Below are 13025 nucleotides of genomic sequence, written 5' to 3'. Positions count from 1 at the left end.
GGCGCGGTGCAGTGTGACAGAAAACGCAGCGACGGCGCTGAGAGAAGTACGGGGTCGTCCTACGGCCCCGCGGAAGACGACCGGGGCCTCTCCTGTGGGGGGTGGCGGCCCCGGTCGTCCTCGTTCCCCCTCAGTTCTCTCTGTTCGGCCGGTCCGGGATCCCGGCCGGCACCGTTCCCGGAGGACGCCCTTCCAACCCGGTGACGGACCGGTCGGCGATTCAGTCGACAGCGGACCTGTCCTTGCCGTCGCTCCCGGTCCGGTTCCCGCTCCCTTTCGACGGCGCCTGGCCGCCCTGCTTCCCCTCAGGCACGGCCTTCTTCTCCGCCTCCCCCTTCGCGTCCCGGTTGCCCTGGGCCTTTTTCGACTCCCCCGGTGACGGCTGTCCGAGGAGCCCGTCGCAGTAGGCCGTCACCGCCGCCTCCGACGCACCGCCCGCGGCCGCCTCCAGCCGTTCGAAGGCGGCGGTGTCCCTGGCCTTCCCGCTGCCCCGGTCGCTGAGGTACACACGGCACAGCGCGACATCGGCCTGTGCCCGGTCGGGCCGGCCGGAAGGGTGCACGTCGCCCGGAGCATTCGTGGCCCCCAGCGCCGTACCGTCGCCGTCCGGCCGCGGCGACTCCTCGCCGGAGGGACGCCCACCGGGTGTCGCGGGAGAGGTGCGCGGGGGGCGTACGGACTCCACCCCGTCGGGCTCACCGCCACCGAAAGGTGCCGGAATCGCCCCCGAACCCGCGGCCACCGCGACCCCGCCGAGCGTCGCCGCAGCCACGAAGCCGCCGAGCATCACCAGGAACGAGCGCACACCGCGCCGTCGTTCCGGACGCCAGTCGTCACGTCGACGCCGCCACCGCACCACCGCGGCGTGCGCGCCCTCGTCCCGCGCCGCCACGAAGGCGGCGGTCGCGCGCTTCTCGTCGCCGGGGTCGAGCGCCCCGGTACGCCGCGCTGCCGCGAGCAGGGCGGCAAGTTCAGGTGTCCCCGGCGCTTCGGGCGGCCGCCGCGATTCGTGTCTCATTCTTCATTTCCCAGCGTCCGGCTCACCCTGTCTGTCACGGCACCTGCCGCACGGCCCGGGGACAACTGCCCCGCCAGCCTCTTGAGTCCGCGGTACGCGGACGTGCGGACCGCCCCCGCACGCTTGCCGAGCACGCGCGCAACGGGCCGGCCGCCTCCGGATCGCCCTCGCGGCAGCACCGCACCGCTTCCGCCCCGGCGGACGGCGCCGCGTCCTGCCCGAGGTGGATCTCCAGGGCCAGCAGCGAGCAGGCGTCCGCCCACTCCCGCATCCCCGGCTCCGCCCGGTCCACGGGCGCGTCGCCCAGCAGCTTCCGGATCCGCGGAGCCGCCCCCTCCCCGTCGGCCGCGGTGTCCAGTGCCGCGCGCACCTCCGCGAGGCGGTCCGGCCACACGGAGCCGTCCGCGCACCCCGCCCAGAGCGGGCGCAGCGGATCCGGATCGGTGCCCTCGGCGGGCTGCGGCAGACAGCGGTCGAGGCAGGCGACCGCGCTTGCGGCGAGCCCTCTCTCGTCGGCGGCGGCGATCAGTTCCAGCAGGCTCATCGGCGTCTCCCGTCGGCCGCGTCCCCGTGCGTGCGTGCACGGGGACGCGGCGCTTCCCGTTACCGCGTTCAGCGCCGGATGGCTCAAAAGCGTCACCTGGGGGGCCGAATAGCATCGCTCAGCGGGTGTGTCCCGCTACCCCTGGGCGCCCAGCGGATACACGCCGAGGGCTGCCCGCTCCCCCTGCATCCGGGTCAGCTTGCGTACGAAGCGGATCGCGAGCACCGCCGCCACGATGTCGAACGCGTCGGACGCCAACACCAGGCCCGCCGCGTCGATGATCTCCTGCGTCTCCTCGGCCCTCATGTACTGCCGGGACGTGACCCAGGAGAAGACCAGCGAGCAGACCCACGCCCCCCACCACAGATTCATCGGGGTGGCCGGGACCGTGCGCCAGCTGCCGTCGGTGTTGGTCTGGGCGCTCGCGGTCCAGATGCCACCCGCGATCCGGCGCGGCAGGACGAGGTTGGCGACCGGGACGAACCAGGCGCCGACCGCCCAGCCGGGCGACATCGGCTGCGTGCTCGGGTCGAACACCTCGGCGTTCATCCGCACCCGCCGGAACCAGATGATGAAGACGATGCCGGTGGCCAGGGCCATGACACCCTGCAGCACACCGGCGGACCCGTACAGATTGTCCGCCAGGGCCGCCTCTGCGTCGTCGTACGTCGCGAAGTCGTTCTCCAGCCCGTCGCCGAGCAGCCTGCGGATGTTCTGCCCCGCTGCCATGGCGAGCAGGTCGGCCCCGGCGACGACGGCCAGCAGAACGACGACGGCCATCGCGAGCCGGTCCGGCGAGCGCAGATACTGCTGCGGAGCGACGAAGGCCGGGACCGGCGGCGCCGGGACCGGCGCGCCGGCCGGTCCGGCGCAGAGAAGACAGTGTCCGTCCGCGGTGACCGGCGGTCTGAGACGGCAGGTGGAGCACAGCACGATGTGGAACCCCCCAGGATTCTGAGCCAGGAACGCAAGAACGCGCGCCTCTCCCCGGAGCGCGCGGCACGCGAACGTAACCCTTGCCCACCCGCCTGTCCACGGGGAATCCGGTCCGCCCCGCTCAGCCCACCCCGTCGATCCGCGCGGCCAGTGCCCGGAACTGATCCCAGCTCAGCGCCGGTTTTCCCGGGCTCCACAGCTTCTGGGCCGTCGCCCGCAGCGGCATCCGGATGCCTTGCGCCACCTGCGCCGGGGTCTGCGCGTTCGGGAGGTCGCCCCAGACCGCGAACCGGCCGCCCAGGATCTGGCCGGAGTAGCGCGACGGGACGGGCTGGGTGCCGCGCAGGACGAGCGGGGTCCACTGTTCGTAGATCCGCTTGCCCGTGGGGTAGACGAAGTTGTTGGGCTGACCGAGTACGTAATAGAGGAACTCGTCGTTGAGGTTCACCACGCGCCGTCCCTCGCGCAGATACTCCTCCGGCAGCCGGGCGCCGTACTCCTTGCCCGTCCAGTACTCGACCTCGATGTCCTTGTCGGCGTGGACGACTCCGTCGCGGAAGAAGCCGTCGTTCCAGGCCTTGGGCTGCTTGCCGTGCGGGCGCACCACCGCCGCGCGGTCGTTGAGCCAGCCGGTGGCGAGGTCCTTGATGCCGGCCTGTGGTCCGTATTTCTGCTGGGCGGCGCGTTGCAGTTGCGGGTACGAGGCGGCCGGGTCCTTCGCCATCAGGGCGCGGTACTCGTCGGCGCCCAGATGCCAGTACCGGCCGCCGAACAGCTCGGTGAACTCGCCGAGGAGTTCATCGATGAGCTTCGCCGCCCCCGGGTTGGAGATGTCGAGCGATCCGGTCGAGCGCACACCCGACACATTGCGCAGCTGGAGGTCGGGGTGGGCGCGCAGGACCGCGCCCAGATGGCCGGGGGAGTCGATCTCGGGGACGACCTCGATGTGCAGCCGGCCCGCGAGGCCGAGGATCTGCCGCACCTCCGCCTTGGTGAGGTGCTGCGGCGAGACGACTTCGGGGTGGGTGTCGGACTGGATACGGAACGCCTGGTCGTCGGAGAAGTGCAGGCCGAGCTGGTTGAGCTTGAGGTCGGCCATCTCGCGCAGCCGGTCCTCGATCCAGGCGACGGTGTAGTACTTGCGGGCGATGTCGAGGTTGAGGCCGCGCTGCGGCCGGTCGGGGCGGTCGCGTACCTCGCCCTCGGGCATTTCGCCGTCGGCGCGCACCGACTGTTTCAGGGTTCGGGTTCCGTAGAAGACACCGGCCTGGTCGGGGCCGCTGATCGTGACCCGTCCGTCGTGCGTTCTGAGGGTGTACGACTCCGGGGTGCCCTTGCCGGGAGTGAGGGCCAGTTCCACATCGCCCGCGCGGGCGGGGACGTCACCCCGGTAGTGGATCTTCAGTTCCTTGGCGAGCAGCTGTCCCTCGTCCGCGAGCGTCCCGCTGCCGTCGGCGATGACGACCCCGGCGGCCGGGCCGGGCCGCCAGCCGGGGCCGCGGGCGGCAATGTGCTCGCGTACGGCGGGGATGGTGCGGGGCGGAGTGGAGAGCGGGTAGCTCCGGGTCGGCGAGGGAGCGGCCGAGGCGCGCGAGGGAGTGCGGGACCCCGACTCCCCCGCGGGTCCGCTGCCGGAGCTTTCCGGCCAGACGACGACGGCGATCGTCGCGGCAGCCGCCGCGGTGAGGGCCGCACCGGTCACAAGAGCGCCGCGTGAGGGCGACATCGATCAGAAACCTCCGGTATTGATGGGAAATAGAGCATAAGTCAGGAGATAGCCGGGCAATCTCCCCGAAATAAGGTCCCTCAGACGTTCCGAAACTCTCTCGTCCGGGTGAAGTTCGCGCATCCGTCGGACGACCGTTGCCCGGCCTCGCTACCTTTGAGGCACATTCGTCTCTCCCTTCACCCTGCATCCGCCTGGTCTCACCCGTCCCGCCCCATTCCAGGTTCACAGATGCCGTTGATTCGAGGAGCCCACGCTGTCCAGGTCCAGCGAGTCCCACGCCGGCCTCCCGAAGCGACTGCGGCGACCGGCCACCCGGACGGCCGTACCCGTCCAGAACTCCGGACCGGCACAGGACCGGGCCGACGCCCCGGAACTCGACCGCTTCAACACCGCACCGCCCGCCGAGGCCGAGGCCGCCCTGCTGGACTGCTTCGGCAGCCGGCGCTGGGCCGGGCGGGTGGCCGCCCACCGCCCGTACCCCGACCTGGACGCACTGCTGGCCGCCGCCGACGAGGCAGGCTACGACCTGTCCCCGCCGGATCTTGCCGAGGCACTCGCCGCCGAGGTCTCCCCCGGACTGCACCACGCCGCGCCGTACTCCGCCCATCTCGCGCTCCGGGCCGCGCACGCAGCGTACGAGTGCCGCTTCGGCCACGTCTTCGTGATCTGCCTGGACGGGTTCGAGCCCGCCGAACAGCCGGACCAGGTGCTCGCCGGAATCCGGGCCAGGCTGACCCACGACCCCGACCAGGAGCGGGTGGTCACCGCTGACGAGATGCGGCGACTCGCCCGGGGCCGCATCATCGAGCTGGTATCGGGTTCATAACGGAACGGGGCCGGTCAGCCCTGCGGACCAGTCCGTTCTAGCCCGTCCGTGCCTGTTTGATTGCCACTTTGATCACACCAGAGGCCCCCGCGCGAACGAACCGACAAAGCGTCGCTACGATGGCCGGGGCCGGTGGACCGTACCCGGCCGGGTCAGACCGACAGTCAAGCCGGCCGGCCCCAATCCCCGCTCCCGGAGGGTTCTTCCGTGCCGGCTGGAACGCTGTACCGCGGCCGGGAAGGCATGTGGTCCTGGGTGGCTCATCGAGTCACCGGTGTCCTCATTTTCTTCTTCCTGTTCGTACACGTCCTGGACACCGCTCTCGTCCGCGTTTCCCCCGAGGCCTACGACGACGTCGTGGCCACGTACAAGACGCCGATCGTCGCGCTCCTCGAATACGGCCTGGTGGCCGCCATTCTCTTCCACGCGCTGAACGGTCTCCGCATCGTCGCCGTGGACTTCTGGGCCAAGGGCCCGCGCTACCAGAAGCAGATGCTCTGGTCCGTCGTGGGTGTCTGGGTCGTGCTGATGGTCGGGGCCCTGTACCCCGTCCTCGGCCACGCCGTACGCGAAGTCTTCGGGAGCTGAGGCCAATGTCCACCGAGTCCTCCGCCGCGATCGGCTCCGTCGAGGGCGTCCGCCTCTACGACGTCGACCACCCGGCTCCGGTCATCGAGCCGCCGCGCAAGCGGACCGGCAAGACCCCCAAGGGTTCGCGCACCAACTTCGAGATGTACGCCTGGCTCTTCATGCGCCTGTCGGGCATCGTCCTGGTTGTCCTGGTCCTGGGCCACCTGCTGATCCAGCTGGTGCTGGACGGCGGCGTCTCCAAGATCGGCTTCGCCTTCGTGGCGGGCCGCTGGGCCTCGCCGTTCTGGCAGGTCTGGGACCTGGCGATGCTCTGGCTGGCCATGCTGCACGGCGCCAACGGCCTCCGTACGGTCATCAACGACTACGCCGAACGGGACAACACCCGCTTCTGGCTGAAGATGCTGCTGTACACCGCCACGGTGTTCACCGTCCTGCTGGGCACGCTGGTGATCTTCACCTTCGACCCGAACATCCGCTAGGCGCCGGGCCAGAGGGACCAGAGGAAATCATGCAGATCCACAAGTACGACACCGTCATCGTCGGCGCCGGCGGCGCCGGCATGCGCGCGGCCATCGAGTCCACGAAGCGCAGCCGTACCGCCGTGCTCACGAAGCTCTACCCGACCCGCTCCCACACGGGCGCCGCGCAGGGCGGCATGGCCGCCGCGCTCGCCAACGTGGAAGAGGACAACTGGGAGTGGCACACCTTCGACACGATCAAGGGCGGCGACTACCTGGTCGACCAGGACGCCGCCGAGATCCTGGCGAAGGAGGCCATCGACTCCGTTCTCGACCTGGAGAAGATGGGCCTGCCGTTCAACCGCACGCCCGAGGGCAAGATCGACCAGCGTCGCTTCGGCGGCCACAGCCGTAACCACGGCGAGGCCCCGGTCCGCCGGTCCTGCTACGCCTCGGACCGCACCGGCCACATGATCCTCCAGACGCTGTACCAGAACTGCGTCAAGGAGGGTGTGGAGTTCTTCAACGAGTTCTACGTCCTGGACCTCCTGCTCCAGGAGGACCCCGAGACCGGGCTGAAGAAGTCCGCGGGCGTCGTCGCGTACGAGCTGGCGACCGGCGAGATCCACGTCTTCCAGGCGAAGGCGATCATCTTCGCCTCCGGCGGCACCGGCAAGTTCTTCAAGGTGACGTCGAACGCGCACACCCTGACCGGTGACGGCCAGGCCGCCGCGTGGCGCCGCGGCCTGCCGCTGGAGGACATGGAGTTCTTCCAGTTCCACCCGACGGGCATCTGGCGCATGGGCATCCTGCTGACGGAGGGCGCCCGCGGTGAGGGCGGCATCCTCCGCAACAAGGACGGCGAGCGCTTCATGGAGAAGTACGCGCCCGTCATGAAGGACCTCGCGTCCCGTGACGTCGTGTCCCGCTCCATCTACACGGAGATCCGTGAGGGCCGCGGCTGCGGTCCCGAGGGCGACCACGTCTACCTCGACCTCACGCACCTGCCGCCGGAGCAGCTGGACGCCAAGCTCCCGGACATCACCGAGTTCGCGCGTACGTACCTCGGCATCGAGCCCTACACGGACCCGATTCCGATCCAGCCGACCGCGCACTACGCCATGGGCGGCATCCCGACCAACGTCGAGGGCGAGGTGCTGGCCGACAACACCACCGTCGTCCCGGGCCTGTACGCCGCCGGCGAGGTCGCGTGTGTCTCCGTGCACGGCGCCAACCGTCTGGGCACCAACTCGCTGCTCGACATCAACGTCTTCGGGCGCCGCTCGGGCATCGCCGCCGCCGAGTACTCCGCGAAGAACGACTTCGTCGAGCTTCCCGAGAACCCGGCGCAGATGGTCGTCGACCAGGTCGAGCGGCTGCGCAACTCGACGGGCACCGAGCGGGTCTCGACGATCCGTCTGGAGCTGCAGGAGTGCATGGACGCCAATGTGATGGTGTTCCGTACCGAGCAGACCATCAAGACGGCCGTCGACAAGATCGCCGAGCTGCGCAAGCGCTACCTCGACGTGTCCATCCAGGACAAGGGCAAGCGGTTCAACACGGACCTCCTGGAGGCCATCGAGCTGGGCAACCTGCTCGACCTGGCCGAGGTCATGGCGACCTCCGCGCTGGCCCGCAAGGAGTCCCGCGGCGGTCACTACCGCGAGGACTACCCGAACCGCGACGACGTCAACTTCATGCGCCACACCATGGCGTACCGCGAGGTCGCCGACGACGGCACCGAGTCGATCCGGCTCGACTACAAGCCGGTCGTCCAGACCCGCTACCAGCCGATGGAGCGTAAGTACTGATGGCTACCCCGACTCTGGACAAGGTGGAGACCGACCCCTCGGCGTCCCCTGCCTCCCCGTACATCACGGTCACCTTCCGGATCCGCCGCTTCAACCCCGAGGTCTCCGACGAGGCCCAGTGGCAGGACTTCCAGATCGAGATCGACCCGAAGGAGCGTGTTCTCGACGCCCTTCACAAGATCAAGTGGGACGTCGACGGCACGCTGACGTTCCGTCGCTCCTGCGCGCACGGCATCTGCGGCTCCGACGCGATGCGGATCAACGGCAAGAACAGGCTCGCCTGCAAGACGCTGATCAAGGACATCAACCCGGAGAAGCCGATCACGGTCGAGGCCATCAAGGGCCTCACGGTCCTCAAGGACCTCGTGGTCGACATGGACCCGTTCTTCCAGGCGTACCGCGATGTCATGCCCTTCCTCATCACCAAGGGGAACGAGCCGACCCGCGAGCGTCTGCAGTCCGCCGAGGACCGCGAGCGGTTCGACGACACCACCAAGTGCATCCTGTGCGCCGCGTGCACGTCCTCGTGCCCGGTGTTCTGGAACGACGGCCAGTACTTCGGCCCGGCGGCCATCGTCAACGCGCACCGCTTCATCTTCGACTCGCGCGACGAGGGCGGCGAGCAGCGCCTGGAGATCCTCAACGACCGTGACGGTGTGTGGCGTTGCCGCACCACCTTCAACTGCACGGACGCCTGCCCGCGTGGCATCGAGGTCACCAAGGCGATCCAGGAGGTCAAGCGGGCGCTGATCACGCGCCGCTTCTGACCGCCACCGGCGCACCGGTTGCATCAGAGGCCCCGTTTTCCGCACGAACACTGCGGGAAGCGGGGCCTCTTGCTGCACCGCTCGGGTCTTGACGGTACGGTCATGCGGAACCGGACACGGTTCGCCGCCTCCGGCGCAGCACGGCACGGGGCGCACAGACTTGATCGAAAGCGGGGAACGTTGAGCGATCCGAATCCGTACGCGGACGACTCATACAAGTGGGGGCCTCCCCAGCAGCCGGGCAATCCGCCCACCGTCGCGGACGGCCAGGGGCATGGCCCGCCCGGCCCGGGCACGCCGGCCTACGGCTACCCGCAGCAGCTGCCCGAGTCCGCGGCCCAGCCCGGCCCCGGTTACGGCTACCCGCAGGGCCAGGCTGCCCAGCCGACCATGCCCGGTTACGGCTTCCCGCAGCAGCCGGGCGCACTGCCCGGCGGCGGTGTGCCGATGCTGACGTTCGGCGACATCACCGTCATGAACGACCAGATCGTGACGCCGGCCGGCACGATGCCCCTCAAGGGCGCCGTGTGGACGGCCACGGACCTGTCGCGCACCGAGGAGAAGATCCCGACGGTCGCGATCGTGCTCGCGATCGTCTTCGCGCTGCTCTGCCTGGTCGGTCTGCTCTTCCTCCTGATGAAGGAGAAGAAGACGACCGGCTTCATCCAGGTCTCGGTGACCAGCGGCGGCAGGCACCACTCGACGATGATCCCGGCGATGGGCCCGGAGACCTTCCATATGGTGATGGCACAGCTCAACACGGCCCGCGCGATGAGCATCTGACGGTCCGCAGGGGTGGCCCGCCTCCAGCACACCGTCACCGTCGTCGCGCTGGATCGTGACCGGCTCCATGCGTACGCCGGGCTGGTCTGCGATCTCGCCGGGGCCACCCGGGCCCGCGGCCCTGACATCGTGCTGCCGGACGGGCGGACGATACCCGGCCTCAGCCTGGTCAAGGGCCACCGTCTGCGGCCCGGCACCCGGTACGAGCCCTCCGGCTCCGGCACCGACGAGCTGGGGGCGACGGTGGTAAGGGAGTGGCGGCGCAGCAGTGTCGTCGCCCTGGAACAGCTGTGCGGTCACCGGAGTTCACCGGACGGATGGCCCTGCGGCTGCGCAGCCCCGAGCGCCCCGGGTCGCTGGAGATCGAGGGGCGGATGCGGGGCCCGGAGGGGTCGGGTTCGCTGTGCCGCCCGTCGGGGAAGGCATCGCTCGATCCGGCCGCCTGGTGGCCGGCGGCCCTGCGTGCCCCGGCGACGGCGCGGCTGAAGCACCGGCTGGGCGTCGCGCGCCTGCGTCTCAGGCCGCGGCCCGCAGGGCAGGGCCGGTGGTACGTCGATGTCACGCTGACCCTGCACGGGCGCCTGCCGCTGCGGCCGGTCGCCGCGTTCGCCCTGCTGCTCGCGGGCGTGCCGCTGCGGCGCGGCTTCCGTTCGTCGGTGGAGCAGGCGGCCGCGCAATGGAACGAGACGCTCGGCCGCATCCTGGCGCAGGATCCGGACGAACTCCTGGCGGAGCCGGCCGATCACGTCGTCAAAGTCCCTGACGACGAAGCCGGCTGAGTGCCCGGCACCCCGCGCCTCAGTCCCACTCGGCGCCGCCCCGGTCCTCGGCGACCACCATGATGCGCCGCAGCATGTCGTTGAGCAGCGTGCGTTCGTCCTTGTCGAGGACGCCGAGCAGCCGGTCCTCCTCGTGGCCGAGGACATCCATCGCGCCCAGCCAGGTCGAGCGGCCCTCGTCGGTGAGTTCCACATCGACCCGTCGGCGGTCGGTGGTGGAGGGCGTACGGCGGACGAAGCCGCGCCTTTCGAGCGCGTCCAGCCGGCCGGTGACGGAGGCGGGCGCGAGGTCGAGGTCGGCGGCGAGCTCGGAGGGGGCCGCCTTCCCGCCGCGTCCGGCCAGCTTGTGGAGCGTGTCGAACTCCTGGCGGTCGAGGTCGAAGTCGACCAGGGACTGTTCGCGCACCCGGCGCAGATGGACGGAGAGCCTCTTCATACGAATCACCGCGCCCTCGACATCGGGATCGAGGTGGGGAAGGACGGGCCTCCAGCGCTCCACATGTCCGTCGGTCCAGTCGCGTCGCTGCATGGGGAAAGCGTACGCCCGGCCCCCGACTACGCTTCGGTGCGAGATATTTCGTTGACGAATAATTCGGAACCAAAATAGGTTGCACGCATGCCGCACCCCTTGCGCACGCGCGCCTTCCGCCTGCTCTTCATCGGACGCACCCTCTCCCTCCTCGGCGACTCCGCCATCCCCACCGCCCTCTCCCTGGCCGTCTATCTGGCCACAGGATCGACCGGAGCACTCGCCCTGGTCCTGGGATGCGCGCTGATCCCCAAGCTGCTCCTGCTACCACTGGGTGGCGTCGTGGGCGACCGCTTCAACGCCCGCACCGTCGCGCTCACCACCGATCTCGTACGGTGCGTGACCCAGCTCTTCGTCGGCGCGGAGCTGCTCGGCGGCTCCCCCGCGCTCTGGCAGATCGCCCTCGCCGAGGCGATCGGCGGCGCCGCCGGGGCGTTCGCGATGCCGACCGTGTCACCGCTGATCCGCGGCACCGTGGCGGAGTCGGGGCTGCTGCGCGCCAACTCACTGATGGCGGTGGTCAACAGCGCGACCCGGCTCGGCGGCCCGGCCCTCGCCGGAGCCCTGATCCTCACCGCGGGCCCGGGCTGGGCCTTCGTGCTGGACGGCGCGAGCTTCGCGGTGAGCGCGGCGCTGCTGTCCGCCATGAAGGTCCGGCATGTGCCCATCCCCCGGCGCTCCCTGCTCACCGACCTCAAGGAGGGCTGGAGCGAGGTCAGGGGCCGCGACTGGTACTGGACGAGCCTGATCGCCCACGCCGCCTGGAACTGCGCGGCGGCCGTCCTGATGACCGTGGGTCCGGCGCTCTTCGTCCGGGAGCTGGGCGGCAAGGGCGTCTGGGTCGCCCTCCTCCAGACCGGCGCGGTCGGCCTGCTCCTCGGCTCCCTGCTGGCCGGCCGGGCCCACCCCCGCCGCCCGGTCCTGATCGCCAACCTGGGCCTTGCCACGTACGCCCTCCCGCTCGGCCTGCTCGCCGTCCACGCGCCCGTTGTCGTGACCATCGCCGCGTACGGCATCGCGCAGGCCGGCCTCGGCTTCCTCAACCCGGTCTGGGAGACCTCGGTCCAGTCCGCCGTGCCCGCGCATGCCCTGGCCCGCGTGACCTCGTACGACTGGCTCCTCTCCCTCGGCGCGATGCCGCTCGGCTACGCCCTGGCCCCGCTCGCCGCCTCGGCCTGGGGCGCCGAAGTCCCCCTGGCCGTCGCCGCGGTGGGGGTCGGCGCCGCCTGTCTGGCGACGGCGGCGGTGCCGGGCGTACGGCGCTTCGGGGCGCCCGGCAAGCAGGAGGAGCGAGCCGCCGAGGTACCTGCTTGAACATGTTCAAAGACAGGTCTACAGTCCATGACAACAACTTTTGAACGCGTTCAAGGGAGGGTGGGGCATGGACCTCACTGTTGTCGCGTACGTCATCTACCTGCTGATCAGCGTGGCACTCACCGTCTGGGTGGCGCGCACGCTCAGCCGCAACGGCAGGGTGTTCCTCGCCGATGTGCTGCACGGGAACGAGAAACTCGCCGATGCCGTCAACCACCTGCTGGTGGTCGGCTTCTACCTGGTCAACCTGGGCTTCGTCACCCTCTATCTGAGGAACGACGACGGGGTCGCCGACGCCCGCGGGCTCTTCGAGGCACTGTCGGTGAAGCTCGGCGTCGTCCTGCTCGTCCTCGGCGTGCTGCACCTCGGCAACGTCTATGTGCTCAACAAGATCCGCCGCAGGGGCCTGATGGAGCGTGAGCAGACCCCGCCCGTACCGCCGCAGGGCTGGACGGGCCCGGGAAACGGCCCGTGGGCTGCACCCGCCGGCAAGGCCTGAGCGCGCCATGACGGCCGGAACAGGCGGGCAGCGGCTGCCCGTCGAACGCCTCACGGTGCTGTACGACGCGCAGTGCTCGCTCTGCGTCCATCTGCGCCAGTGGCTGGTGAAGCAGCGTCAGCTCGTCCCGCTCGACCTCGTCCCGGCGACCTCCGACGAGGCACGACGCCGCTTCCCCGGACTCGACCACGCCGGGACACTCGACGAGATCACCGTGATCGGCGACCGGGGGCAGATCTACCGCGGGACCGACGCATGGATCGTCTGCCTCTGGGCGCTGGCCGAACACCGGCCCAGATCCCACTGGCTGACCACCCCGGCGGGCCGCCCGTTCGCCCGGGCGACCGTGCTCGCCGCCGCGAAGTACCGGTCGCTGACCGCGACACCGTGCGGCGACGGGGACAGTGCCTGTACGGTCCCCGGATCCGGGGACTGATCGGG

At 70.3% G+C, this 13025-nt stretch carries 15 protein-coding genes; 10 read left to right on the top strand and 5 right to left on the bottom strand.

Going from position 1 to position 13025, the window contains the following annotated elements:
• Window positions 1–220: 220 nt before the first annotated feature.
• The 4 genes from ACZ7IB_RS07760 to ACZ7IB_RS07745 form a co-directional block, all read right to left on the bottom strand.
• Window positions 221–1018, bottom strand: a complete 798-nt coding sequence (locus ACZ7IB_RS07760; RefSeq protein WP_470910044.1) for a hypothetical protein — start codon at window positions 1016–1018, stop codon at window positions 221–223.
• Between the two features lie 34 nt (window positions 1019–1052).
• Entirely contained in the window at window positions 1053–1562 is a 510-nt protein-coding gene (locus tag ACZ7IB_RS07755) for a hypothetical protein (protein ID WP_470910042.1), read from the bottom strand.
• A gap of 135 nt (window positions 1563–1697) precedes the next feature.
• Entirely contained in the window at window positions 1698–2495 is a 798-nt protein-coding gene (locus tag ACZ7IB_RS07750) for a DUF4328 domain-containing protein (protein ID WP_470910040.1), read from the bottom strand.
• Between the two features lie 124 nt (window positions 2496–2619).
• Window positions 2620–4224 (bottom strand): beta-N-acetylhexosaminidase, encoded by a 1605-nt coding sequence (locus tag ACZ7IB_RS07745; RefSeq protein WP_470910039.1) that lies wholly within the window; start codon window positions 4222–4224, stop codon window positions 2620–2622.
• Between the two features lie 298 nt (window positions 4225–4522).
• On the opposite strand from ACZ7IB_RS07745, the gene ACZ7IB_RS07740 reads away from it, so the two are divergent.
• From ACZ7IB_RS07740 to ACZ7IB_RS07710, 7 genes are all read left to right on the top strand, one after another.
• Window positions 4523–5053 (top strand): 2-oxo-4-hydroxy-4-carboxy-5-ureidoimidazoline decarboxylase, encoded by a 531-nt coding sequence (locus ACZ7IB_RS07740; protein ID WP_470910449.1) that lies wholly within the window; start codon window positions 4523–4525, stop codon window positions 5051–5053.
• Between the two features lie 207 nt (window positions 5054–5260).
• Entirely contained in the window at window positions 5261–5641 is a 381-nt protein-coding gene (gene sdhC, locus ACZ7IB_RS07735; RefSeq protein WP_093900148.1) for a succinate dehydrogenase, cytochrome b556 subunit, read from the top strand.
• Between the two features lie 5 nt (window positions 5642–5646).
• Window positions 5647–6123, top strand: a complete 477-nt coding sequence (locus ACZ7IB_RS07730) for a succinate dehydrogenase hydrophobic membrane anchor subunit (protein WP_327273381.1) — start codon at window positions 5647–5649, stop codon at window positions 6121–6123.
• 29 nt (window positions 6124–6152) lie between these two features.
• Window positions 6153–7913, top strand: coding sequence for a succinate dehydrogenase flavoprotein subunit (gene sdhA, locus ACZ7IB_RS07725; protein WP_470910037.1), 1761 nt, complete (start codon window positions 6153–6155; stop codon window positions 7911–7913).
• Window positions 7913–8680: a succinate dehydrogenase iron-sulfur subunit gene (locus ACZ7IB_RS07720; protein ID WP_470910035.1), complete on the top strand. Its 768-nt coding sequence runs from the start codon at window positions 7913–7915 to the stop codon at window positions 8678–8680. Before sdhA ends, ACZ7IB_RS07720 begins: the two co-directional genes overlap by 1 nt.
• A gap of 180 nt (window positions 8681–8860) precedes the next feature.
• Window positions 8861–9463, top strand: a complete 603-nt coding sequence (locus ACZ7IB_RS07715) for a hypothetical protein (RefSeq protein WP_470910034.1) — start codon at window positions 8861–8863, stop codon at window positions 9461–9463.
• Between the two features lie 290 nt (window positions 9464–9753).
• The gene (locus tag ACZ7IB_RS07710; protein ID WP_470910032.1) at window positions 9754–10242 is read left to right on the top strand and encodes a hypothetical protein; all 489 of its coding nucleotides are present in this window, start codon (window positions 9754–9756) and stop codon (window positions 10240–10242) included.
• Window positions 10243–10261: 19 nt separating this feature from the next.
• Here ACZ7IB_RS07710 and ACZ7IB_RS07705 read toward each other — a convergent pair whose 3' ends face one another.
• The gene (locus ACZ7IB_RS07705; protein ID WP_470910030.1) at window positions 10262–10771 is read right to left on the bottom strand and encodes a MarR family winged helix-turn-helix transcriptional regulator; all 510 of its coding nucleotides are present in this window, start codon (window positions 10769–10771) and stop codon (window positions 10262–10264) included.
• 87 nt (window positions 10772–10858) lie between these two features.
• Between ACZ7IB_RS07705 and ACZ7IB_RS07700 the strand changes: the two genes are divergently transcribed.
• From ACZ7IB_RS07700 to ACZ7IB_RS07690, 3 genes are all read left to right on the top strand, one after another.
• Window positions 10859–12085 (top strand): MFS transporter, encoded by a 1227-nt coding sequence (locus ACZ7IB_RS07700; RefSeq protein ID WP_470910028.1) that lies wholly within the window; start codon window positions 10859–10861, stop codon window positions 12083–12085.
• 67 nt (window positions 12086–12152) lie between these two features.
• A complete protein-coding gene (locus ACZ7IB_RS07695) occupies window positions 12153–12584 on the top strand; it encodes a hypothetical protein (protein WP_470910026.1) in 432 nt (143 codons plus the stop codon).
• A gap of 7 nt (window positions 12585–12591) precedes the next feature.
• Window positions 12592–13020 (top strand): thiol-disulfide oxidoreductase DCC family protein, encoded by a 429-nt coding sequence (locus ACZ7IB_RS07690; protein ID WP_470910024.1) that lies wholly within the window; start codon window positions 12592–12594, stop codon window positions 13018–13020.
• The last annotated feature ends 5 nt before the right edge of the window (window positions 13021–13025 follow it).

It is taken from the genome of Streptomyces sp. NPDC037301 (assembly GCF_055602785.1).
The sequence above is the reverse complement of the archived record's forward strand: the minus strand, read 5'-3'. Positions and strand labels throughout refer to the sequence as shown.

Bases quoted from the DNA above. Each gene is read 5' to 3' on its own strand.
- ACZ7IB_RS07760 (WP_470910044.1), bottom strand. From the start codon at position 1,018: ATGAGACACGAATCGCGGCGGCCGCCCGAAGCGCCGGGGACACCTGAA.
- ACZ7IB_RS07755 (WP_470910042.1), bottom strand. From the start codon at position 1,562: ATGAGCCTGCTGGAACTGATCGCCGCCGCCGACGAGAGAGGGCTCGCC.
- ACZ7IB_RS07745 (WP_470910039.1), bottom strand. From the start codon at position 4,224: ATGTCGCCCTCACGCGGCGCTCTTGTGACCGGTGCGGCCCTCACCGCG.
- ACZ7IB_RS07730 (WP_327273381.1), top strand. From the start codon at position 5,647: ATGTCCACCGAGTCCTCCGCCGCGATCGGCTCCGTCGAGGGCGTCCGC.
- sdhA (WP_470910037.1), top strand. From the start codon at position 6,153: ATGCAGATCCACAAGTACGACACCGTCATCGTCGGCGCCGGCGGCGCC.
- ACZ7IB_RS07720 (WP_470910035.1), top strand. From the start codon at position 7,913: ATGGCTACCCCGACTCTGGACAAGGTGGAGACCGACCCCTCGGCGTCC.
- ACZ7IB_RS07705 (WP_470910030.1), bottom strand. From the start codon at position 10,771: ATGCAGCGACGCGACTGGACCGACGGACATGTGGAGCGCTGGAGGCCC.
- ACZ7IB_RS07700 (WP_470910028.1), top strand. From the start codon at position 10,859: ATGCCGCACCCCTTGCGCACGCGCGCCTTCCGCCTGCTCTTCATCGGA.
- ACZ7IB_RS07695 (WP_470910026.1), top strand. From the start codon at position 12,153: ATGGACCTCACTGTTGTCGCGTACGTCATCTACCTGCTGATCAGCGTG.
- ACZ7IB_RS07690 (WP_470910024.1), top strand. From the start codon at position 12,592: ATGACGGCCGGAACAGGCGGGCAGCGGCTGCCCGTCGAACGCCTCACG.